The following is a 21,491-nucleotide window of genomic DNA, read 5'->3' as shown; positions in this document are numbered from 1 at the left end:
CCAAGGGTCTTCTCTTTCCTCTGTTCAGTCGCGCCTCTGTTCAGTCGCGGTCGAGAGCCGGCCTGCGGGGATCGAACGTCCAGCCCGGCATGAGGTACCGCATGGCCGCCGCGTCGTCCCGCCCGCCCAGGCCTTCGGCCAGATACAGCCGATGCGCCTCGTCGAGCCGCTCATGGTCCACTTCTACCCCGAGGCCCGGCCGGTCGGGCACGGTGAGGTGGCCGTCGGCGATCTCGAACGGGGCAGTGGTCAGCCGCTGCCCGTCCTGCCAGATCCAGTGGGTGTCGACCGCGGTGATGTCCCCGGGCGCCGCCGCGGCGACGTGGGTGAACATCGCCAGCGAGATGTCGAAGTGGTTGTTGGAGTGCGAGCCCCAGGTCAGGCCCCAGGCGTCACAGAGCTGCGCCACCCGTACCGAGCCGTCCATCGTCCAGAAGTGCGGGTCGGCGAGCGGGATGTCCACCGCGCCCGCGGTGATCGCGTGGCCCAGCTCGCGCCAGTCCGTCGCGATCATGTTGGTGGCGGTGCGCAGGCCGGTCGCGCGCTTGAACTCGGCCATCACCTCCCGCGCCGAGTACCCGCCCTCCGCGCCGCACGGGTCCTCGGCGTAGGCGAGCACGTCGCGCAGCCCGGCGTCGCGGGCCAGCCTGATCGCCTCGGCCAGCGACCAGGCCCCATTCGGATCGAGGGTGATCCGGGCGCCGGGGAAACGTTCGGCGAGCGCGGTGACGGCGGCGGCCTCGTCCGGTCCGGGCAGGACGCCGCCCTTCAGCTTGAAGTCGGCGAAGCCGTACCGGGCCTGGGCCGCCTCGGCGAGCGCGACGATCGCGCCGGGCGTCAGCGCCTCTTCGTTCCGCAGCCGGAACCAGTCGTCGCCATCCTCCCGATTCCGGTAGTCCAGGTCGGTGCGATGCCGGTCGCCAATGAAGAAGAGGTAGCCGAGCACCGGGACGCGGTCGCGCCGACGCCCCCCGCCGAGCAGGTCCGCGACCGGGACCTCCAGGTACTGCCCGAGGAGGTCGAGCAGTGCCGACTCGAAAGCGGTCACGGCGTGCACGGTGGTGCGCAGGTCGAAGGTCTGCGCGCCGCGCCCGGCGGTGTCGCGGTGGGCGAAGCGCCGCCGCACCGACTCCAGCGTCCCGTTGTACGCGGCGACCGGGCGGCCGACGACCAGGTCCCGCGACTCCTCCAGGGTGCGGGTGATCGCCTCGCCGCCCGGCACCTCGCCGACGCCGACCCGGCCGTCGGTGTCGGTGAGCAGGACGATGTTGCGGGTGAAGAACGGAGCGTGCGCGCCGCTCAGATTGAGCAGCATGCTGTCGCGGCCGGCGACGGGCACGACGCGCAGTTCGGCGACACGAGGGGATCCGCCGCCCATGTCAGCCCTCCCGGCCAGGGACGCCGTCGATCTGCGGCCGGATGCCGAGCGGGTCGCCGTCGCGCAGCTCCTCTGGCAATAGGTCGCCGGGGACGTTCTGGTAGGCGACCGGGCGCAGGAAACGCTCGATCGCCCGCGTGCCGACCGAGGTGGTGGCGGGTGCGGACGTGGCGGGGTACGGCCCGCCGTGCACGACCGCGTGGCCGACCTCGACGCCGGTGGGCCAGCCGTTGACCAGCACCCACCCGGCGAGCAGTTCGAGCTCCGGAAGGAGGTCCGCGGCCAGCGCGTGGTCGCCGGGGTCGCCCGGCGAGAGGTGGAGGGTCGCGGTCAGCTGGCCTTCGAGCGACTGCACGATCGTGTCGAGCCGCCCCCGGTCGCGGACCCGTACGATCAGCGACGCCGCGCCGAAGACCTCCTCCTGGAGGAACGGCTCGGCGAGGAACGTCGCGTCGTCGGTGAGGAAGAGCCGGGGCTGGCCGGCGACGGCGATCGCGGGGTCTTCGGGACCTTGGGCGAGCGTGGTGACGCCTTGTGTGCTCGCCATCCGCACGGTCCCGGCGTCGTAGGCCGCCCGGATGCCGGGGGTCAGCATCGGCGCGGCCGGGGCGGCGGCGACGGCGGCGGCCGCCGCGTCCACGAAGGCGTCGAGGCCGTCGCTGTCGCCGTCTCCGTCGAGGGCGAAGAGGAGGCCGGGGCTGGTGCAGAGCTGACCGGCGCCCGTGGTGAGGGAGGCGGCGAAGGCGCGGCCCAGCTCGGCCCCCGAGTCGCGGAGGGCGCCGGGCAGCACGAACACGGGGTTGACGCTGGACATCTCCGCGTACACCGGGATCGGTACGGGACGGGCCGCAGCGGCCGCGACGAGCGACAGCCCACCGCCACGCGACCCGGTGAAGCCGACGGCCTTGATACGCGGATCGGTGACCAGCCGCGTCCCGAGATCGTGGCCGTGGCCGAGCAGGACGGTGAAGGTCCCCTCAGGGAGCCCATGCTCCTGGACGGCTTCGCGGACGGCACGGCCGACCATCTCGCTCGTTCCCGGATGCGCGGGATGGGCCTTCACCACGACCGGGGCTCCGGCGGCGAGCGCGGAGGCGGTGTCGCCGCCCGCGACCGAGAAGGCCAGCGGGAAGTTGCTCGCGGCGAACACGGCGACGGGACCGAGCGGGATGCGCCGCTGGCGCAGGTCCGGACGCGGCAGCGGAGTGCGGTCGGGCAGCGCGGGGTCGATCCGGGCGCCGAGCCAGCCGCCGTCCCGGACGACGGATGCGAACAGGCGCAGTTGCCCGGTGGTCCGGGCGCGTTCGCCCTCGACACGGGCCCGGGGAAGCCCGGTCTCGGCCATGACGCGGTCGACGAGGGTGTCGCCGAGTGCTTCGATCCGGTCCGCGATGGTGTCGATGAACGCTGCGCGCGCCTTCAGGCCGGTCGCGCGGAATGCGGCGAAGGCCTCCCAGGCCAGTGCGCAGGCGCGGTCGATCTCATCCGGGCCCGCGACGGGGTAGCCGGGTTCGAGCCGCTCTCCGGTCCGCGGGTCGATGCCGTGCAGTTCGGCCGCGGTCACCGGCTCACCTTCTTGATGAGCTCGGTGAGGTCGGCCAGCTCGCCCTCGGTGAGGTCGGTGAGGGGCGGCCGGACCGGACCGGCGGGACGGCCGATCGCGGTCATGCCCGCCTTGACGATCGACACGGCGTACCCGGCGCACCGGTTCCGGATGTCGAGGTAGGGGAGCACGAACTCGGCGAGCCTTCCGTACACTCCGGCGCGGTCCCGCTCCTGTACCGCCTGGAAGAAGTCGAGCGCGAAGTCCGGGATGAAGTTGAACATCGCCGAGGAGTAGGTGGTGACGCCGAGCTCCAGGTAGGGCAGCGCGTAGGTCTCGGCGGTGGGCAGCCCGCCGACGTACAGCAGCGAGTCGCCGAGGGTGGCGTAGAGACGGGACATCAGCTCGATGTCGCCGACGCCGTCCTTGAAGCCGATCAGGTTCGGGCAGTCCTCGGCGAGCCGGGCCACGGTGTCCACGGTGTACGCGGCGTTGGCGCGGTGGTAGACGATCACGCCCAGCGAGGTCGCGGCGCAGACCGCGCGGACATGCGCGGCCAGCCCGTCCTGGCTCGCCTCGGTGAGGTAGGGCGGCAGCAGGAGCAGCGCGTCGGCGCCGGCGGCCTCGGCGTCCCTGGCCAGCTCGCAGGCCAGGGCGGTGCCGTACCCGGCGGGCGCGATGATCGGCATCCCGGCGGGGGCCGCGCCGACGGCCGCGCGGACGACCTGTCCCACCTCGGCGGGCGTGAGGGAGAAGAACTCCCCGGTGCCGCCCGCCGCGAACAGCCCGGCGGCGGGGCGGTCCGCGAGCCAGCCGATGTGGTCGCGGTACGCCCGCTCGTCGAAGGCGAGGTCGGCGGTCATGTGGGTCACCGGGAACGACAGCAGCCCGGCGCCGAGCACTGACCTCAGCTCGTCGTGGGTGAATCGCGTCATCTGCTCTGACTCCAGGGTCGGGGAAGGCTCGGTGGTACGCGGTCGGTACGCAGGTGGTACGAGGTGGTACGAGGGTGGTACGCCGTCAGGCTAAGGAGCGGGCATCATGCCTGTCCAAGTTGTATTTGGCATGCGCTGATACCTTTCGTGCATGTACACGCTGGACCAGCTGCGCGGCTTCGTCGCCATCGCCGAAGAGGGGCATTTCGGACGCGCTGCGGAGCGGCTCCGGATGACCCAGCCGCCGCTCAGCCGCCAGATCCAGAAGCTCGAACGGGCCGTGGGCGTCACGCTGCTGGAGCGCAGCGCGCACGGTGCGACGCCGACGCCGGCGGGCCGCGCCTTCCTCGCTGAGGCGCGGCGGCTGCTCAGCCAGGCGGACGCGGCGGTGCTGGTGGCGCGGCGCAGCGCCCAGGGCACGAGCGGCACGGTGCGGATCGCGTTCACGGCGGTGTCGGCGCTGGCCGTGCTGGGACAGTGGATCGCCGCCGCCCGCGAGCACCTGCCGGACGTCGACCTGGTGTTGACCGAGATGGTCACCCGAGCCCAGGTGGACGCGCTGCTCGCAGGCGAGATCGATGTGGGGCTGGCGCGCGGAGTACCCCGTTCGGACGTGCTGAGCGCACGCCTCGTGTACGCCGAGCCGCTGGTGCTGGCGGTGCCGCGCGGGCATCCGCTCGCCGCGCTCGGCCGCAGGCCCCGGCTGGCCGACATCGCCGCGCACGACCTGGTCACGTACGCGCCGATCGAGGCCCGGTACCTGTACGAGCTGGTCATCACCGTCTTCCGCGACGCGGGCGTGATGCCGCGTTACGTCCAGCAGATGGGGCAGGTGCACAGCCTCCTGGCGCTGGTGGACGCGGGCGTCGGGGCGGCGCTGGTGCCGCATTCGGCGTCGGTTCTGCGCCTGCCGAATCTGGAGTTCGTCGACGTGGACGGGCTCGCGCCCGATCTGGTGGAGGTGCACAGCGTCTGGCGCACCGGCAACGACGCACCCGCCCTCCACGCCCTCCTCGGCCTGGTCGGCCGCTGATCGGCGTACGGAGCATTCGCCGCTGTAAGCGACTCTTGACGACGAAAGATCGACCACTCTAAGGTCCGTCTACCCATAGAGATGACTTTCCTACTCGTAGACGACCGTCCGTGGACCGCCCGCTCGTTCGCGGCCGCCCCCCGCACGTCTCGCGCCCTCGACATGCCCTGTCTGGAGAGGCCATGCCCGCATTCCCACCCCGTTCCTCACAGCGCAAGGCGGCTCTGGCCCTGGTCCTCCTTGCCGGCCTGGTCGCCGGCAGCGGCTGTACCGTCGCCAACAGCGACTCGCTCACCGGCGGCGCCGACGGCGCGCTGCAGATCGCGCTGCAGCAGGAGCCGCCCACCCTCGAACCGTGCGAATCCTCGCTGACCTCGACCGGCATCGTGGTGCGCTCCAACATCACCGAGCCGCTGGTCGAGCGCGATCCGACCTCGGGGGCGCTGAAGCCGCTGCTGGCGACCGGGTGGAAGGCCACCGACGACCACACCTGGACGTTCACGATCCGCGACGGCGTGCGCTTCCATGACGGCACGCCGTTCGACGCCGAGGACGCCGCGTTCTCCATCACGCGCGCGGTCGGCTCCAAGCTCGGCTGCAACGTCGACGGCTATGTCTTCGCCGACAGCAAGCTGGAGGTGTCGGCGCCCGACGCCAGGACGCTCACCGTCAAGACCAAGGATCCAGACCCGATCCTGCCGCTGCGGCTCTCGTTCCTGGAGATCGTCCCCACCGGGACCAACACCAAGTCCAAGGTCCGCGAGCCCGTCGGCACCGGCCCGTACAAGGTCGCCGACTGGGACAGCGGGATCAGCCTCCGGCTCGACCGGGTCGACGGCTACTGGGGCACCAAGCCCGACTACCCGGCCGTCCGGTACGTCTGGCGCACCGAGAACAGCATCCGCGCCGCCATGGTCGCCAGCGGCGAGGCCGGGATCGCTGTCGGGCTCGGCCCCGAGGACGGGGCCGGGGACCTCGGCGTCGCCTTCCCCAACAACGAGACCACCGCGTTGCGCATGGACGTCAACGTCACTCCGCTCAACGACATCCGGGTCCGCCGCGCAGTCAACTACGCGATCGACAAGAACGGCATTGTCGAGTCGCTGTTTCTCAAGCTCGGCGAGCCCGCCGGGCAGCTGGTCGCGGCCGGCGTCGTCGGCCACGATCCGGCGATCAAGGCCTGGCCGTACGACCCGGCCAAGGCCAAGGCGCTGGTCGCCGAGGCCGCGGCCGCCGGGGTGCCGGTGCGTACCCCGATCACCCTGATCGCCCGGACCGCGCAGTTCCCCAAGGTGGCCGAGACCGCCGAGGTGATGCAGGAGGCGCTCAGCCAGGCGGGGCTGAACGTCAAGATCAAGATGCTGGACACCGCCGCGCACCTGGAGTACCAGCTGCGCCCGTTCGTCCGCGACGCCGGCCCCACGCTGCTGCTGATCATGCACGGCAACCAGGCCGGCGACGCCGCCTTCACCACCAGCCAGTACCTCAAGAGCGACGGCCCGCAGAGCCAGTACGGCACGGCCGCGCTGGACGAGATGATCGCCCAGGCCGGCGAGAAGACCGGGCGCGAACGGGCTCAGGCCTTCGGGAAGGTGCTGGCCTACCAGAACGAGAACGTCGTGCAGTACGCGCACATCGCGCATATGCGAGGCCTGATCGGCATCGCGAGCAACGTGCGGTACAAGCCGAACTCCGCGTCCACCGACGAGCTGCGGCTCGCTGAAATCCACCCGGCCGAATGAGGGAGCGCCTGATGAAGCAGCCCCGTGAGGGAGCAGGGACGCCGAAGGAGCGGCGATGCTGACCTTCGTCCGCAGGCGCATCGTCTCCAGCGCCGTGCCACTGGTCGTCGTGATCCTGGGCGTGTTCTGCCTCGCCCGGCTCACCGGCGACCCCGCCAAGCTCTACCTGCCGCTCAGCGCGACGCCGCAGATGCGGGAGGACTTCCTGGCCCGCAACGGGTTCGACAAGCCGCTGATCGAGCAGCTGTGGGACTACCTCGAAGGGTTGTTCACCCTCGACTTCGGCGAGTCGCTCCGCACCGGGCAGGACGCCGCCGGGATGGCGCTGCGCGCGTTCCCCGCCACGCTCCAACTGGCCGGGGCGACGATGTTGCTGGCCATCGTCGGGGCTGTCCTCATCGGAAGCTGGGCCGCCTACAAGCCCAATTCGCTCGCCGACCGGCTCTCCGGTCTCCTGTCGATGGCCGCGGCCAGCATGCCTGACTTCTGGTTCGCGATCATGGGTGTGCTGGTGTTCGCGGTGACGCTGGGCTGGCTGCCCACCTCCGGTGTCGTCGGAGGCCCCGAGGTGTGGGTGCTGCCGCTGCTCACGTTGCTGATCCGCCCGTTCGGCGTCCTGGTGCAGGTGGTGCGCGGCGCGATGGTGTCGGCGCTGTCGGCGCCGTACGTGAAGGTCGCGCGCAGTAAGGGCGCGAGCGAGCCGCGGGTGGTCTTCGGGCACGCGCTGCGCAACGCCGCGCCGCCCGTCCTGACCGTCGCCGGCGACCTGACCGTCGGCTTGGTGAACGGTGCCGTCGTGGTCGAGACGATCTTCGGCTGGCCGGGCATCGGCAAGCTGATGATCGACTCGATCCTGCAGCGCGACTTCGCCGTCCTGCAGGCCGCCGTACTGATCACCGCGGTGACGATCTTCGCGCTCAACATCCTCGTCGACCTGTGCCACGCCCTGCTCGACTCCCGCGTCCGGCAGGCGGTGACGGCATGACGGGTTCACAAGAGAAGGGCGGAGACTCCATGACGGCGACGCTCGACACCGCGGCCCAGCCGGAGGACGCGCGCTCCCAGGCCGGGCGCACCCGCTGGTGGACGCTGCTGCTGCGCGACCGGGTGGCGACCGCCGCCGTCGTCGTCCTGCTGCTGGTGGTGCTGGCCACCACCCTCGGGCAGCTCCTCATCGGCGACCTCGACACCAAGCAGAATCTGCGCGCCACCAACACCCCGCCCGGCTTCGGCCACGGCTGGGAGTTCGTGCTCGGCAGCGACGCCCTCGGGCGCAGCGTCCTGGCCCGCCTGATGGTCGCGGGCGGCACCAGCCTCTCGGTGGCCGTCCCGGCCGTGCTGATCTCGCTGATCGTCGGCGGCGCGTGGGGCATGTGGGCCGGCTACCACCGGGGCTGGCGGGAGAACGTGTCGATGCGCGTCGCCGACATCATCCTCAGCTTCCCGTCGCTGCTGCTCGCCGTCGTCGTGCTCTACATCTTCTCGCCCAGCGCAGCCAACATCATCGCCGTGCTGGCCATCGCCCGCATCCCGGTCTACCTGCGCACCGCCCGCGCCGAGTCGGCGGAGCTGCGCGGCCGGCTGTTCGTGGACGCGGCGCGCACGTTCGGCACCCGGTCCGGGGCGGTGATCGTCCGGCATGTCGCGCCGGTCGTCGCACCGACCCTGCTGACCGTGGCGACGGTCGACTTCTGCTTCGTGATGCTGGCCGAGTCGTCGCTGAGCTTCCTCGGCATCGGCATCCAGCCGCCTGACGTCAGCTGGGGCCTCATGGTCGCGCAGGGCCGCCAGTACCTGCAGACCGCCTGGTGGACCGCCGTCTTCCCGGGTCTCGCCATCGTCATCACGACGGTCTCCGCCACGCTGCTGGCCTCGTGGTTCCGGCTGGCCACCGACCCCGCCCAGCGGTGGCGGCTGGCGCTGCCGCGCGGCCGGCGCGGCCGCCGTTCCGCGCCCGCCCTTCCGGAGGTGACCCAGTGAGTTCCCCGAGTTCCTCGAACGCGCCCGCCCTGGAGGTCGACGGCCTGTCGGTCGACCTGCGCACCCAGCACGGGGAAGTGCGCGCCGTGGACGGCGTCGGCTTCGCCGTGCGGTCCGGCGAGACTCTCGCGCTGCTCGGCGAGTCCGGCTGCGGCAAGAGCATGACCGCGCAGGCGATCGTCGGGTTGCTCGACCCGGTAGCGAGCGTGACCGGCGGTTCGGTACGGCTCGCGGGCACCGACGTGCTGACCCTGGACCGCACCGCCCGCCGCAAGCTCGCCGGGCCGAAGCTGTCCATCGTCTTCCAGGACGCGCTGACCGCGCTCAATCCCGTGCAGACTGTCGGCGCCCAGCTCGCCGAGCCGTTCCGGATCCACCGCAAGATGTCGCGCAAGGACGCCCTCGCCAAGGCCGCCGAGCTCATGGAACGCGTCGGCATCCCTGACCCGAAGGCGCGGCTGTCGGCCTACCCGCACCAGTTCTCCGGCGGCATGCGGCAGCGGCTCCTGATCGCGATGGCCGTCGCCCTCGACCCCGACGTGCTGCTGGCCGACGAGCCGACCACCGCGCTGGACGTGACCGTCCAGGCCCAGATCATGGAGCTGCTGCGGGAGCTGCGCACCGAGCGCGACATGGCCGTCGTCCTCATCACCCACGACCTGGCCGTGGTGGCCGAGCATGCCGACCACGTCGCGGTGATGTACGCCGGCCGGGTCGTGGAGACCGGCCCGGTCAAGGAGGTCTTCGCCGACCCGCGCCATCCCTACACCCGCGGGCTGCTCGAGTCGGTCCCGGCGAAGGTCGGCCGCGGCGAGGAGCTGCATTCGATCAAGGGTGGCCCGCCCGAGCTGCACGCCATCCCCGTGGGGTGCGCGTTCCAGGCCCGTTGCCCGATGGTTGCGGACGTCTGCCGCACCGACCGCCCGGACCTCGCCGAGACCGCGCCCGGCCGCGCCGCCGCCTGCCACTTCGCGACCAAGGAGCCGGCCCATGTCTGACCCGACGACCAACGTGATCGAGGCGCGTGGTCTGGCCAAGACCTTCCATGTGCCGAAGAACAAGGACGGCAAGAACCGGCTGCGCGCCCTCGACGGCATCGACCTGACGCTCGGCCGCGGCGAGACGCTCGGCTTGGTCGGCGAGTCCGGCTGCGGCAAGTCCACGCTGGCACGCCTGCTGCTCATGCTGGAACGCCCGGACGAGGGCACGCTGCGCTTCGACGGCGTCGACCCGTTCACGCTCAAGGGCAAGGAGCTGCTGGCCTGGCGGCGCCGTGTCCAGATGGTGTTCCAGGATCCGTTCGCCTCTCTCAACCCGAGGATGACAGCCGCGGACATCATCGCCGAGCCGTGGCGGACGCACCGCGACGTCGTGCCCTCCCGCGAGGCCCGGCGCAAGCGGGTCCTGGAACTGCTCGACCTGGTCGGGCTGCGCGCCGGGGACGCCGGCCGGTATCCGCAGGAGTTCTCCGGCGGGCAGCGCCAGCGCATCGGCATCGCCCGTGCGCTCGCGCTCGACCCCGAGGTGATCGTCTGCGACGAGCCGGTATCGGCGCTGGACCTGTCGGTGCAGGCCCAGGTCCTCAACCTGCTGGACGAGCTGCAGCGCGAGCTCAAGGTGTCGTACGTGTTCATCTCGCACGACCTGTCAGTCGTCCGGCACGTCGCCGACCGGGTGGCCGTGATGTACCTCGGACGGATCGTCGAGACGGGCACCGCCGAGGAACTCTTCGAGGCGCCACGCCACCCGTACACCGCCGCACTGCTGTCAGCAGCGCCCGAACTGGACGTCTCGGGTGCCCGGCGGGAACGGATCCTGCTGGAGGGCGAGGTGCCGTCGCCGCTCGACCCGCCGTCCGGCTGCCGGTTCCGTACCCGCTGCTGGAAAGCCGAAGACAAATGCGCGACGACCGTGCCGGAGGGCCAGCCGGGCGCCGCCCATCAGGCCGCCTGCCACTTCCCGCTGGAGCCGGCCGTCAGCGGATGAGGTTGCGGAGCGGACGGTCCTCCGCGAGGGCCGCGATGTTCGCGGCGATGTCGCGGGCGCGGCTCTCGAACGTCTCGACCGTGTGACCGGAGTTGTGCGGCGTCAGCACGACGTTGTCGAGCTTCTCGAACGGCATCGTGCTGCCGCCGCGCCCCGCGCCCCGTTCGCCGGGCCACCACACGTCGATCCCCGCACCGCCGATCTGGCCGGCGGCGAGCGCCTCGTACAGGGCCTGCTCGTCGACGACCGGACCGCGCGCGACGTTGATCAGGAAGGCCGTGCGCCGCATCCGGTCCAGCTCGGCGGCGCCGATCAGGCCCCGGGTGTGCTCGTTCAGCGGGACGGTCACCACGACGACGTCCGAGGAGGCGAGCAGCTCGTTCAGCTCGCCCGGCGGTAGCACGCGGTCGAGACGCAGGCCGTTCTCCAGGGGCACGGTGGGGTCGCGCCGGATCGCCTGTACGCGCATGCCGAACGTCGCTGCGAGCCGCGCAACCTCCCGGCCCGTCTCGCCGAGCCCGAGCAACCCGAGTGTCCGGCCCGCCAGCGTGTCGCCGAGCGGCAGCCCGGGGTCGACGCCGACGGACTCCCAGACGCCCTCCCGTACGAGCCGGTCCTTCCGCAGCACCTGCCGCGACAGCATGAGCATGACCATCACGACGTGCTCGGCGATGGAAGGCCCGTGATGGAAGGTGTTGCACACGGCCGTGCGGGGCGGGAGCGCGTCGATCGCAATGCGCTCGTACCCGGCCCCCGTGCATTGCACCAGCCGCAGTTCCGGTGCGGCACGCGCCATCGCCTCGGTCATCCGCGAGCAGATGAGCACGTCGGTGCCGGGCAGGGCTGCGACGATCTCTTTGTCTGGGAGGCCGGCGGCGAGCACGAGATCATGCTGGCTTGGTGGCGCCAGGATCGAGGCGAAGCGGCCGATGATCGGGTCGGTGACCAGGATCTTCAACCGCGCGGTCACCAGCGGGGCTGCTTCAGCTCGTACGACGGGTCGATCCGCTTCATGTAGCCGGTGTCGTCGCGGTCGCGCAGCCCGCACCGAAGGTACTGCTCGTGCAGGCGGGCGAGCTTGTCGCGATCGAGCGTGACACCGAGTCCGGGCCCCGCTGGGACGGCCAGGGCTCCTTCGCTGAACGTGAGTGCCCCATCGGCGATCACGTCCTCGCCGGGGTCCTTCCAGGGCCAGTGGGTGTCGCAAGCGTAGGAGAGGCTCGGCGACGAGGCTGCCAGGTGCGTCATCGCAGCCAGGCTGATGCCGAGATGGGAGTTGGAGTGCATCGACATGCCCAGCCCGAAGGTCTCGCAGATCCCCGCCAGCAGCCGCGACCGCGTGAGGCCACCCCAGAAGTGGTGGTCGGACAGCACGACCCCGACCGCGTTCTGCTTCACAGCCGGCTCGAGGTCGGCGAAGCCCACCACGCACATGTTGGTGGCCAGCGGCATCGGGACCTTCCGCGCGACCTCCGCCATCCCCGCCACGCCCGCGGTCGGGTCCTCCAGGTACTCCAGGACGCCGTCCAGCTCCTGCCCGACCCGGATCGAGGTCTCGACCGTCCACGCGCCGTTCGGGTCGATCCGCAGCGGATGGCCGGGGAACGCCCGGCGCAGCGCCCGGATCGCTTCGATCTCCTCCTCGGGCGGGAACACCCCGCCCTTGAGCTTGATGGCGGAGAAGCCGTAGGCGTCGATCATCCGCCGGGCCTGCGCGACGATCCCGTCCGGGTCGAGTGCGGCGCCCCAGGCGTCGGGTTCCTGCTCAGGGTGCGCCGCCCACTTGTAGAACAGGTAAGCCGAATAGTCGACACGGTCGCGGACGGCGCCACCGAGCAGCGCGCTGACCGGCAGGCCGGTCGCCTGCCCCTGGATGTCGAGGCAGGCCACCTCGAAGGGGGACAGGACGGCGTCGGCGGTGCTGCTGTTGGTGACCATCCCGGCCATCCCGTGCCCGCCCGTCCCGGTGTCCCCGGCCAGGCTCGTCCGCACGCGGAGGGCCAGCTCGTTCAGGTCCCAGACACCGGTCCCGGTGATCTCGTCGGCGGCACGCCGCAGCCGCGCCAGATGCGCGGTGTCGGCGTAGGTCTCGCCAAGGCCGGTCAGGCCCTCGCCGGTGCGGACCTCGACGATCGCGCGGATGGCGTACGGCTCGTGCAGGCCGACGGTGTTGAGCAGCGGAAGGTCCCGGAACGCGACCGGAGTGATCGTGACCTCGGCGATCCGCTGGTGTGACCGGTGGCCGGGTGTCTCCGTGAGGGAGGGATTCGGGGGTGGCTTCGGCATGGGGGCGGCACCTCACAACACGATGGGCTCCAGTGATCAGCTACGTTAGCAGACGGTGTTTTCATATGTAGATGCAGCCCGTGCGGGTCACATCCCCCAGGAGTCCTCCGTGAAGGGCGGCGCGGCGTGCTCGATCCGCTCGCGTGCCTCCCGCATCGCCGCCACGATCTCGTTCCCCCGGTCCGGGGTGAGCCGCGCCACCGGCACCGAGCAGCTGATCGCGTCCCTGGGCGGCCGGCCCTCCGGCGCGTAGCGCAGCGCGAAGCCGAAGCAGTGCAGGCCGAGGCTGTTCTCCTCGACGTCGATCGCGTGGCCGCGCTGCCGGGTCCGCTCCAGGTCCGCCTCCAGCGCGTCCCGGTCGGTGAGGGTGTGCGGGGTCGACGCGGTCAGCTCCTCGGGAACGTGCAGGTCGAGCTCGTCGCCTCCACGTTCGGCGAGCAGGGCCTTGCCCAGGGCGGTGCAGTACGCGGGCATCCTGCGCCCGACCCTGCTGTAGGGACGCAGGTACTGGCCCGATTCCCGGGTGGCCAGGTAAACCACGTCGAAGCCGTCCAGCCGCCCGAAGTGGAAGGTCTCGTCGAGCTTCTCGCCCAGCTCGTCCAGGACCGGCTTCACGATCCGCAGATGCGGATCGGTGTCCAGGTAGCTGGTGCCGACGAGCAGGGCCCGTATACCGATCCCGTACATCGTCCCGGAGGCGTCGGTGCGCACCCAGCCGTGCTTGGTCAGCGTGCGCAGCAGGGCGTAGAGGCTGCTGCGAGGCACGTCCAGCGCCTCGGTCAGCTCGCGGAGGCGGGCCGGGCGGTTCTGCCGGGAGGCCAGCAGCTCCAGTAGCTCCAGCGTCCGCGCCGCCGACTTGACCTCGCGGACTCCGGAGGTCTTGTCGTCGATGGCCGGTGACTCGTCGGACGAAGCGGCCATGTGGGCCTCCAGAGATCCTTGAAACGGACGCGTGGTACGGATGCGTGGTGCGGGAGCTGGGGTCGCGCCAGCCTAATAGATAGGGAGTCAGTGTCTACACACGGAGAAGGGACGCTTCTAGGCGACCTGCTGGGCGGCGGCCCTTCCGGCGGCCCGGCCGGAGAAGAGGCAGCCGCCGAGGAAGGTGCCTTCGAGGGCGTTGTAGCCGTGGACCCCGCCACCGCCGAAGCCGGCGACCTCGCCTGCGGCGTAAAGGCCCTCGATGGGCTCCCCGTCGGCGCCGAGCGCGCGGGAGTCCAGGTCGGTCTGGATACCGCCGAGGGTCTTGCGGGTCAGGACGTGGAGCTTGACGCCGATCAGCGGCCCGGCGGCGGGGTCGAGGATGCGGTGCGGCGCGACGGCGCGGGTGAGGCGGTCGCCCAGGTAGCGGCGGGCGTTGCGGATGCCATGGATCTGAGAGTCCTTGCTGAACGGGTTGTCGACCTGCAGGTCACGGGCCTGGATCTGGCGGCGCAGGGACGCGGCGTCCAGCAGCGGCTTGTCGGTGAGGGCGTTCATCTTGTCGACGAGCCGGTCGAGATCGGTGGCGACGACGAAATCGGCGCCGTGGCGCTTGAACGCCTCGACCGGGGCGGGCGCTCCCTTGGCGAGGCGCTCGCGGAGGACGGCCTTGCGGTCGCCGCTGGTGAGGTCGGGGTTCTGCTCCGAGCCGGAGAGGGCGAACTCCTTCTCGATGATCCGCTGGGTGAGGACGAACCAGGAGTGGTCGTACTCGGCGATGTCGGGGGTCGTACGCAGGTACTTGAGCGTGGCGAGCGTGTCGTAGCCGGGCAGGCACGGGTCGGGGAGCCGCCGACCGAGGGCGTCGAACCACATCGAGGACGGCCCCGGCAGGATGCGGATGCCATGGCCGGGCCAGACGGGGTCCCAGTTCTGCACGCCCTCGGTGTAGTGCCACATCCGGTCGCGGTTGACCAGGCGTGCGCCCGCGCCCGCGCTGATGTCGAGCATGCGGCCGTCGACGTACGCGGGCACGCCGGTGACCATGCTGGCCGGGGCGGTCCCCAGGCGCTGGGGCCAGTGGCGGCGGACGATGTCGTGGTCTCCGCCGATGCCTCCGGACGTGATGATCACCGCTTGGGCGGACAGCGTGAATTCGCCGGCGGCGTCACGGTTCGAGGGTGCGCCGCGAGGGGCGTCATCGGGCGCGAGGACGGTGCCGCGCACGCCGGTGACGGTGCCGTTGTCGCGGACGAGTTCGTCGACCCGGTGGCGGTGGTGGAACGTCAGGCGCCCCGCCTCGGCGGCCTTGTGGGCGCTCTTGACGAACGGGGCGACCACGCCGGTGCCCGTGCCCCAGGCCACGTGGAAGCGCGGCACCGAGTTGCCGTGACCGTCCGCGCGCAGGGCGCCTCGTTCGGCCCAGCCGACGATGGGCGTGAGCGAGATGCCATGGCCGGCCAGCCAGGAACGTTTCTCACCGGCGGCGAACTCGACGTAGGCGCGGGCCCAGCGCACGGCCCAGGCGTCCTCGTCGTCCAGGCGGTCGAACCCCGCGCTGGCCTGCCAGTCGTTCCAGGCCAGCTCGAAGGAGTCCTTCACGCGCAGGCGGCGCTGCTCGGGCGTGCCGACCAGGAAGAGGCCGCCGAACGACCAGAACGCCTGCCCGCCGAGGTTCGCGGCGTTCTCCTGGTCGACGAGCGCGACCGTGCGGCCGCGCGAGGTGAGTTCGTGCGCGGCCACCAGCCCGGCCAGGCCCGCCCCCACGATGATCACATCGGCGTCCATGGTGTCCTCCTCGGCTCAGCCGCCGTGCGGCCGCTCGGTGTCGTTCCATCCCAGCACGATGATCCAGGTAATCAGGCCTTCGGGGGAGGGGCGACGTGCAGGCGGTCGAGCAGGATCTGCAGGAGCTCGTCGATGATCTGGTCGAGGGTGGCGTCGACCCAGCCGACGGCCCAGTCGTGCATGAGGCCGTTGATGGCCCCGATGAACGCGGCGGCCGTGACGCGGTAGTCGCGGGACGGGATCTCGCCGCGCTCGGCGGCCTGCCGGGCCTGCTCGCCGAGGAAGTCGATCCAGCGGGCCCGGCGGTCGAGGCGCTGGCGGTCCAGGCGGGGGCTGACGCCGATGATCTCGACGAAGGCGATGCGGGTGTGCCGGGGATCGGCGGTGGCCCCGGCGGCGTACGCGCGGAACAGCCGGGTGTAACGGTCGGCAGGGGACAGGTCGTCGAGCTCGGGGAGCACGGTCAGGACGGACTGCTCGGCGATGTCGTTGACGTAGAGGTGCAGCTCGGCCAGCAGGTCTTCGAGGGTGCGGTACTCCTCGTAGAACTGGCGGGTGGACAGCCCGGCGGCCTTGCAGACATCGGTGATCCTGGTGGCGCGGTAGCCGGGCCCGGCGCCGAAGAGATCCAGGCCCGCCTCCTGGAAGCGCCGGCGGCGCTCGGCCTGCCGTTCGCCCGCCGACCTGCCCCCGTACCGGCCCGCTGCCGGTGTGATCCTTCCTGTCACCCGCGTCCTCCGCTCCTATCGCCTTGATTTTCCCCGATCGGGCCTTGTGGTGGGCGTCACGTCTGCCTACTATCCAGTAACCAAGTCTGAATATGGCGATATTCAGACTAGGCGGGGACGTGCACGGCCCACGCCTTCCTCCCCTCCCCCCACCCCAGGAGGAACCCAGATGCTCTCCTCGGTCACGGCACGCCGGTGCAAACTCCTGCTGGCAGGCGCCGCGGCGGCGGTCATGGCGGCCGGCGCGGTGGTCTCCGCCGGCCCTGCGAACGCGGCGCCCCTGCAGGAAGTGATGCTGGTCGGCAACAACTGGGAAGGCACCGCCGACGTCATCAAGTCCCGAGGCGACTTCGCCAAGATCGGCCGTATCAACCTCATCCCCGACAAGGACGACCGGCTCCGCGAGATCTACCTCAACCCCATCCGGCTGGCCTTCTTCCTCGGTATCCGGGAGACGGTCGGTGAGGGTCACGACCAGTTCGTCGACGACATGTACTCCACGCCGGACGGATCGGCGATTGTGGTCTCGCGGCCGAGCTTCGCCGACGTGGCCTCGATCGACACGGCCACCGGCCGGCTCAAGTGGCGGTTCCCCGTCTCGGGTTACCGCTCGGACCACATGGCGGTCTCGCCCGACGGCTCGCGGGTGGCGGTGTCGGCCTCCACCGGCAACACCGTCCATGTGCTGAACATCCAGACCGGCCAGCAGGTCGGCTCGTTCAAGACCGGTGACAAGCCGCACGAGAACGTGTTCACCCGTGACGGCAAGATCTGGAACATGTCGATCGGCGAGGTCAACAACGACTTCGACGCGCCCTGGCAGGACTTCCTGAAGGGCGACCGCAAGATCACCGTCGTCAACGCCGCCACGTTCCAGCAGGTCAAGGTCATCGACATGCGGCAGCGGCTGGACGCCTTCGGCCGCAAGGACTTCTCCGACGCGGTACGCCCGGTCGCGTTCACCCCCGACGAGTCCAAGCTGTACTTCCAGGTGTCGTTCTTCAACGGCTTCTTCGAGTACGACGTCGCCACCGACAAGATCACCCGCGAGAAGGTGCTCCCGAAGAACACCGGCACCAGCGACGACCGCACCACCTTCGTCAACGACTCCCGGCACCACGGCATGTCCATGAACCCCCAGGGCACGAAGCTGTGCATCGCCGGAACCATGGACGACTACGCCACCGTCGTCGACCGTTCCACCTTGCGGGAGGGCCCGCTGGTGCGGGCCTCCAAGCCGTACTGGGCCACCATCAGCGGCGACGGCAGGGCCTGCGTCATCTCCGAGAGCGGCGCCGACCAGGTCACCGCGATCGACTTCGCCACCGGGCAGAAGATCACCTCGATCCCGGTCGGCGACCACCCGCAGCGTGTCCGCGTCGCCCAGCTCCCGGCCGGCTGGACCGGCCCGGGCGGCTGATCCAAGGACCCACCCCAGCCCCGGCCCGTACCCCCTCGGGCCGGGGCACCTTGGTTTGCATGGGCGTGGGTTCTGCAGGGGCGGGACGGTTACCTGGGCCACGTCACCCTGGCGCGCAGCCGCCTGCTGGCACTCACCGATCCGAGCCGGACACGCCTGTGCCGCCTCATCGCCCGGCAGGCGATGACGACCGCCGACCTGGCCGAGCGCCTGTCGATGACCCGGCCCCAGGTGTCCCGCCATCTCCGCGTTCTGCGCGAACTGGGCCTGGTCCGCGTGGAGCGCAACGGCCGTTACGTGCACTATGGCCTCGACTTGGCAGCGGTCGAACGCATCGGCCGCGACGTGCGACCGCCTTGCAGCACTAAGGATGGATCGTTCCGGTCATTCCCGGATACTGGCGAGTATCCGGAGAGGGTCTCCCGGGCCTGGTGGGTGGGATCTGAATTTTTGTGGCATCTGACCGGTGCTCGCTTAGAATCTGATACGACCGTGGTCGTCGCCCTCGCAACCAGTGCAGGTGATCAATAGGGCCATGAACATCTCAGGTGAGGATCGCGCGCGACGTTACGCCCCGCTTATCAGGCTGCTTGCCCACAATCGCCTTATCGCAAATAAACCCTCTTATGCCACCATTGAGCGGACATCCCTTCGCCTGAAGGATTCCAACGCGGTGGTCTGCGGCGTGCCCGTTCAGGTGGTGCCCAGTTCCAGTGCGAATGATCTCCTCAGGCAGGAGCGTGGACGCCGTCCGTTGAAGTGGGGCCTGGTGGCGTCACTTTGGGCGGTGCTGTACTCCATTGCGCGAGACGATCAGTTGGACGTCAGTGCCATGCATTCTCTGGAGGAGCTCCGCCGGCTTTTCGATGAAGCCGCAGAGCGGCCCGGCGCCACGTCCCAAGGGGCGAGCCGGCCCACCCGGACGGCATCGCGTGGCGCCGCTGAGCCCGTCGGCAATGGGAGCGCCACCCGGCTGGCCTTCACCGAGCCGGCACTTTCGCCCGGGTTGGCGCAGATGACTTCTGCCACCACTCGCCATCAACATCAACAGGCCACCGAGCGGCTGCTGGACGAGACGTACCGGCGGCGTTCGAGCGCTTGGTGGAATGACTACGACGACATCGTGCCGGAATCGTGGGGCCCCTACCTGAGCCTGGAGCAGGAGCTCAGCGACATCCGCACCTATGCTCCACGGCGGTTCCCGGCACTGCTGCAGACCGCCGATTACGCTCGGCACGCCATCAGAGGGGACATGCCCGGCATTGACCACATCGACCTGGAGAGGCTCGTCGAGCTGCGCATGCGACGTCAGCTACTGCTGCGCCGCTCCGATCCACCCAGCTATTGGGCCATCGTCAACCAGAGGGTTCTCCAGGACACCAGCACACCCCTGAACGTCATGCGGTCCCAGCTGAAGCATCTGATCACCTTGGCGAGCTTCCACCACATAAGGGTGCAATTCGTTGCCGATGACGCTGCCGACCTCATCATTCCCGCGATCCCGACGACGATCATGCGATTCGCCGAACCCGTCTTCTCGGACATGGTGTACACGGAACACGAGGGGCAGGGCTTGTATCACTGGAAGCGCAGCGACGTCTCTCATTTCCGTATATGTCACAGCCACCTTGTGGTCAACGCGCTCGAGCCCGAGGAAACCGTCGGCATGCTCCTTGACGTTCTCGATCGGCTCCAGCCGGGAAATCGATGACTCGTGCGTCTGCGGCGGTTGTCTGATGTGATGGGGAAACAGCACACCCCCGGTGTCGGCACGGAGGTTGATGATGACCGGCGGCAGCAGCCATGGAGCTCCGGACGATCGCGCAAACCATCGCAATGACGAAATCGATGCCAGCGTCCCGCACTCGGCACGGATCTGGAACTACTGGCTGGGTGGCAAGGACAACTTCCCCGTCGACCAGGACGCCGGCGACAAATACGCCGAAACCTTTCCCGGTATCTTCGACATGGCCCGTGCCTCCCGGGAGTTCATCGGCCGCGCCGTCACCCATCTGGCCGCTGAACGAGGCATCCGGCAGTTCTTGGACATCGGCACCGGCCTGCCCACGGAGAACAACACCCACCAGGTCGCCCAGCGGGCCGCACCCGAATCCCGGATCGTCTACGTCGACAACGACCCGCTGGTCCTGGCCCACGCCCGAGCGCTGCTGACCAGCAAGCCCGAGGGCGCCACCGACTACATCGACGCCGACCTCACTGACCCCGACGACATCCTCGCCCGGGCAGGCGCACTCCTGGACTTCTCCCAGCCGATCGCGCTCATGCTGATGGGGATCTTGGGCCACATCAGTGACTACGACAAGGTCGTCTCGATCGTCAAACGGCTCCTGCAACCCCTCGCCTCAGGCAGCTACCTGGCTGTTTACGACGGCACCGCCACCGACCCCGACCTGCTCAAGGCCCAGCAGGGTTACGACGACACCGGCGCCGTGCCCTACCGGCTACGAAGCCCAGAACAAGTCCGCGCACTGTTCGACGGGCTGGACCTGGTCGACCCCGGCGTCGTGCCCATCCCACGCTGGCGCCCCGACCCCAGCCCGATCCAGCCAGTCGACGTCGACGTGTACGGCGGAGTCGCCCGCAAACCCTGAAGCGAACGGCGCCGGCTCCTCAAGAGATCAGGCGCTCAAGGTCTCTCGCAGCCGGACCACGGCGGGGCGTGACTCCAGATGGAGGCGCGCGATGTCGAGACCCTCGTCGCCCAGGATGACCAGCAGTGCGGAATCGGCGATCGCATAGACGATGATGTGGCCGCTCTGGCATCGGGTGACCACTTCGCGCAGTTCCCCCATGCCGACTTCCTTGCCAGTGCTCTTGCCCAGGCCCAGCGCGGCGGCGGCGAGCGCGGAGAGAACGTCGGGGCGGATCTCATCGGTGTCGGATGCGATCAGCATTCCGTCGACGGAGGCGACGGCACTGTCGGTCAAGCCGGTCACCTTGTCGCGTAGCGCGTGAAGCTCTGCGAGCACAGTTTGTGTGCTCGTCGTATCAGGCATCGTCTCGGCCCCCGGATATGTGACGGCGCGTACGATCGGCCCCTGCCGCTGCCCGAACCATGAGAGCGGCCACAGGGGCGATCGAAGCGAGATGGCGCGGAGATCCAGACTCGGCGTGTCCGCGAGCCTGGTTGCTCTGGAGGCTTGCTTTAGAGGCTCAGAGCGTTGTCGATGTTGCGGAGATTGTGGCGCGCGAGGGCCAGGTTGGCCCTGGAGCGGTCCAGCGCCAGGTACAGGAACAGCCGGGTGCCGCCGCGCTCGAGCACTCGGATCAGGTGGTACTGCTTGTTCAGCGTGATGAGGATGTCCTCGATGGAGTCGTTGATCTTCAGCGCCTCCAGCGTGCGGACCTTGGCCCTGACGACCTCGGTGTTGCCCGCCGAGGCGACCTCCAGGTCGAGGTCGTTGCCTCCTCCGGCCGATCCGAGCGACATGCCGCTCTCGTAGTCGACGAGGGCCGCGCCGATGGCGCCGTCCGTGGCCATGGCTTCCTTGAGCGCGGATTCGATGTTCACTCGTGTCCCCTTCGTCTGGACCCGACCACCTGGGTTCGATCGCCCCCGGGCCTGGTGACGGATGCGTCGGCGCCCACCCCGAGCGACCGTGTGCTCCGCTTGACCTTCGGCAATATACCTGGACAACTTAGAGCAAGTGGGCCATTTCGCCCATCGATGCGAGCGTTCTCGTCCGGGCACCAGACCGGGCAAAAGTTGGCAAAATGCCCACAGCATGAT

20 protein-coding genes are annotated in these 21,491 nt (G+C 70.1%); 10 read left to right on the top strand and 10 right to left on the bottom strand.

The genetic code is table 11. The annotated features are described in order from the left end of the window. Positions 1–40: 40 nt before the first annotated feature. Genes ACH34W_RS08325 through kdgD form a run of 3 tightly spaced genes read right to left on the bottom strand, consistent with a single transcriptional unit; the run spans position 41 to position 3,856 of the window. Complete coding sequence (locus ACH34W_RS08325; protein ID WP_395960161.1) at positions 41–1,378, bottom strand: enolase C-terminal domain-like protein; 1,338 nt, start codon at positions 1,376–1,378, stop codon at positions 41–43. A gap of 1 nt (position 1,379) precedes the next feature. Next, the gene (locus ACH34W_RS08320; RefSeq protein WP_395960160.1) at positions 1,380–2,942 is read right to left on the bottom strand and encodes an aldehyde dehydrogenase (NADP(+)); all 1,563 of its coding nucleotides are present in this window, start codon (positions 2,940–2,942) and stop codon (positions 1,380–1,382) included. Then, on the bottom strand, positions 2,939–3,856 hold the full coding sequence (gene kdgD, locus ACH34W_RS08315) for a 5-dehydro-4-deoxyglucarate dehydratase (protein ID WP_395960159.1): 918 nt from the start codon (positions 3,854–3,856) through the stop codon (positions 2,939–2,941). Before kdgD ends, ACH34W_RS08320 begins: the two co-directional genes overlap by 4 nt. Positions 3,857–4,007: 151 nt before the next feature. Here kdgD and ACH34W_RS08310 point away from each other — a divergent pair, with 151 nt between their 5' ends. From ACH34W_RS08310 to ACH34W_RS08285, 6 genes are all read left to right on the top strand, one after another. Next, complete coding sequence (locus ACH34W_RS08310) at positions 4,008–4,889, top strand: LysR family transcriptional regulator (protein WP_395960158.1); 882 nt, start codon at positions 4,008–4,010, stop codon at positions 4,887–4,889. Positions 4,890–5,071: 182 nt separating this feature from the next. Further along, positions 5,072–6,631, top strand: a complete 1,560-nt coding sequence (locus tag ACH34W_RS08305; RefSeq protein WP_395960157.1) for an ABC transporter substrate-binding protein — start codon at positions 5,072–5,074, stop codon at positions 6,629–6,631. Between the two features lie 55 nt (positions 6,632–6,686). Beyond that, positions 6,687–7,616 (top strand): ABC transporter permease, encoded by a 930-nt coding sequence (locus ACH34W_RS08300; RefSeq protein WP_151565897.1) that lies wholly within the window; start codon positions 6,687–6,689, stop codon positions 7,614–7,616. Beyond that, on the top strand, positions 7,613–8,611 hold the full coding sequence (locus tag ACH34W_RS08295; protein ID WP_395960156.1) for an ABC transporter permease: 999 nt from the start codon (positions 7,613–7,615) through the stop codon (positions 8,609–8,611). The genes ACH34W_RS08300 and ACH34W_RS08295 overlap by 4 nt, the downstream gene beginning before the upstream one ends. Next, on the top strand, positions 8,608–9,609 hold the full coding sequence (locus ACH34W_RS08290; RefSeq protein ID WP_395960155.1) for an ABC transporter ATP-binding protein: 1,002 nt from the start codon (positions 8,608–8,610) through the stop codon (positions 9,607–9,609). The genes ACH34W_RS08295 and ACH34W_RS08290 overlap by 4 nt, the downstream gene beginning before the upstream one ends. Beyond that, a complete protein-coding gene (locus tag ACH34W_RS08285; protein WP_395960154.1) occupies positions 9,602–10,597 on the top strand; it encodes an ABC transporter ATP-binding protein in 996 nt (331 codons plus the stop codon). Before ACH34W_RS08290 ends, ACH34W_RS08285 begins: the two co-directional genes overlap by 8 nt. On the opposite strand, the gene ACH34W_RS08280 is transcribed toward ACH34W_RS08285, so the two are convergent. From ACH34W_RS08280 to ACH34W_RS08260, 5 genes are all read right to left on the bottom strand, one after another. After that, entirely contained in the window at positions 10,587–11,567 is a 981-nt protein-coding gene (locus tag ACH34W_RS08280) for a 2-hydroxyacid dehydrogenase (protein ID WP_395960153.1), read from the bottom strand. The two genes, ACH34W_RS08285 and ACH34W_RS08280, sit on opposite strands and share 11 nt — an antisense overlap. Further along, entirely contained in the window at positions 11,564–12,883 is a 1,320-nt protein-coding gene (locus ACH34W_RS08275) for a glucarate dehydratase family protein (protein ID WP_395960152.1), read from the bottom strand. The genes ACH34W_RS08280 and ACH34W_RS08275 overlap by 4 nt, the downstream gene beginning before the upstream one ends. A gap of 87 nt (positions 12,884–12,970) precedes the next feature. After that, a complete protein-coding gene (locus ACH34W_RS08270; RefSeq protein WP_395960151.1) occupies positions 12,971–13,804 on the bottom strand; it encodes an IclR family transcriptional regulator in 834 nt (277 codons plus the stop codon). 117 nt (positions 13,805–13,921) lie between these two features. Beyond that, positions 13,922–15,592: an FAD-binding dehydrogenase gene (locus ACH34W_RS08265; RefSeq protein ID WP_395960150.1), complete on the bottom strand. Its 1,671-nt coding sequence runs from the start codon at positions 15,590–15,592 to the stop codon at positions 13,922–13,924. Between the two features lie 71 nt (positions 15,593–15,663). Continuing rightward, positions 15,664–16,320 (bottom strand): TetR/AcrR family transcriptional regulator, encoded by a 657-nt coding sequence (locus ACH34W_RS08260; RefSeq protein ID WP_395960149.1) that lies wholly within the window; start codon positions 16,318–16,320, stop codon positions 15,664–15,666. A 169-nt stretch (positions 16,321–16,489) separates the two neighbouring features. Between ACH34W_RS08260 and ACH34W_RS08255 the strand changes: the two genes are divergently transcribed. From ACH34W_RS08255 to ACH34W_RS08240, 4 genes are all read left to right on the top strand, one after another. Next, positions 16,490–17,740: a YncE family protein gene (locus ACH34W_RS08255; RefSeq protein WP_395960148.1), complete on the top strand. Its 1,251-nt coding sequence runs from the start codon at positions 16,490–16,492 to the stop codon at positions 17,738–17,740. 72 nt (positions 17,741–17,812) lie between these two features. Further along, positions 17,813–18,271: an ArsR/SmtB family transcription factor gene (locus ACH34W_RS08250; RefSeq protein WP_395960619.1), complete on the top strand. Its 459-nt coding sequence runs from the start codon at positions 17,813–17,815 to the stop codon at positions 18,269–18,271. A 4-nt stretch (positions 18,272–18,275) separates the two neighbouring features. Continuing rightward, a complete protein-coding gene (locus ACH34W_RS08245) occupies positions 18,276–19,451 on the top strand; it encodes a DUF5753 domain-containing protein (protein ID WP_395960147.1) in 1,176 nt (391 codons plus the stop codon). A 73-nt stretch (positions 19,452–19,524) separates the two neighbouring features. After that, the gene (locus tag ACH34W_RS08240) at positions 19,525–20,352 is read left to right on the top strand and encodes an SAM-dependent methyltransferase (RefSeq protein WP_395960146.1); all 828 of its coding nucleotides are present in this window, start codon (positions 19,525–19,527) and stop codon (positions 20,350–20,352) included. A 27-nt stretch (positions 20,353–20,379) separates the two neighbouring features. Here ACH34W_RS08240 and ACH34W_RS08235 read toward each other — a convergent pair whose 3' ends face one another. Beyond that, complete coding sequence (locus tag ACH34W_RS08235) at positions 20,380–20,757, bottom strand: roadblock/LC7 domain-containing protein (RefSeq protein WP_395960145.1); 378 nt, start codon at positions 20,755–20,757, stop codon at positions 20,380–20,382. A gap of 149 nt (positions 20,758–20,906) precedes the next feature. Further along, positions 20,907–21,242: a hypothetical protein gene (locus ACH34W_RS08230; protein WP_395960618.1), complete on the bottom strand. Its 336-nt coding sequence runs from the start codon at positions 21,240–21,242 to the stop codon at positions 20,907–20,909. Between the last annotated feature and the right edge of the window lie 249 nt (positions 21,243–21,491).

The sequence above is a fragment of the Actinomadura sp. 6N118 genome, assembly GCF_044326415.1.
In the GTDB taxonomy this organism is placed as follows: Bacteria; Actinomycetota; Actinomycetes; order Streptosporangiales; family Streptosporangiaceae; genus Spirillospora.
This window is presented reverse-complemented; position numbering and strand designations above follow the sequence as displayed.

Coding starts and splice junctions, on each gene's coding strand:
- ACH34W_RS08325 (WP_395960161.1), bottom strand. CDS start 1,378: ATGGGCGGCGGATCCCCTCGTGTCGCCGAACTGCGCGTCGTGCCCGTC.
- kdgD (WP_395960159.1), bottom strand. CDS start 3,856: ATGACGCGATTCACCCACGACGAGCTGAGGTCAGTGCTCGGCGCCGGG.
- ACH34W_RS08310 (WP_395960158.1), top strand. CDS start 4,008: ATGTACACGCTGGACCAGCTGCGCGGCTTCGTCGCCATCGCCGAAGAG.
- ACH34W_RS08305 (WP_395960157.1), top strand. CDS start 5,072: ATGCCCGCATTCCCACCCCGTTCCTCACAGCGCAAGGCGGCTCTGGCC.
- ACH34W_RS08300 (WP_151565897.1), top strand. CDS start 6,687: ATGCTGACCTTCGTCCGCAGGCGCATCGTCTCCAGCGCCGTGCCACTG.
- ACH34W_RS08295 (WP_395960156.1), top strand. CDS start 7,613: ATGACGGGTTCACAAGAGAAGGGCGGAGACTCCATGACGGCGACGCTC.
- ACH34W_RS08285 (WP_395960154.1), top strand. CDS start 9,602: ATGTCTGACCCGACGACCAACGTGATCGAGGCGCGTGGTCTGGCCAAG.
- ACH34W_RS08275 (WP_395960152.1), bottom strand. CDS start 12,883: ATGCCGAAGCCACCCCCGAATCCCTCCCTCACGGAGACACCCGGCCAC.
- ACH34W_RS08270 (WP_395960151.1), bottom strand. CDS start 13,804: ATGGCCGCTTCGTCCGACGAGTCACCGGCCATCGACGACAAGACCTCC.
- ACH34W_RS08265 (WP_395960150.1), bottom strand. CDS start 15,592: ATGGACGCCGATGTGATCATCGTGGGGGCGGGCCTGGCCGGGCTGGTG.
- ACH34W_RS08255 (WP_395960148.1), top strand. CDS start 16,490: ATGCTCTCCTCGGTCACGGCACGCCGGTGCAAACTCCTGCTGGCAGGC.
- ACH34W_RS08245 (WP_395960147.1), top strand. CDS start 18,276: ATGAACATCTCAGGTGAGGATCGCGCGCGACGTTACGCCCCGCTTATC.
- ACH34W_RS08240 (WP_395960146.1), top strand. CDS start 19,525: ATGACCGGCGGCAGCAGCCATGGAGCTCCGGACGATCGCGCAAACCAT.
- ACH34W_RS08235 (WP_395960145.1), bottom strand. CDS start 20,757: ATGCCTGATACGACGAGCACACAAACTGTGCTCGCAGAGCTTCACGCG.
- ACH34W_RS08230 (WP_395960618.1), bottom strand. CDS start 21,242: ATGGCCACGGACGGCGCCATCGGCGCGGCCCTCGTCGACTACGAGAGC.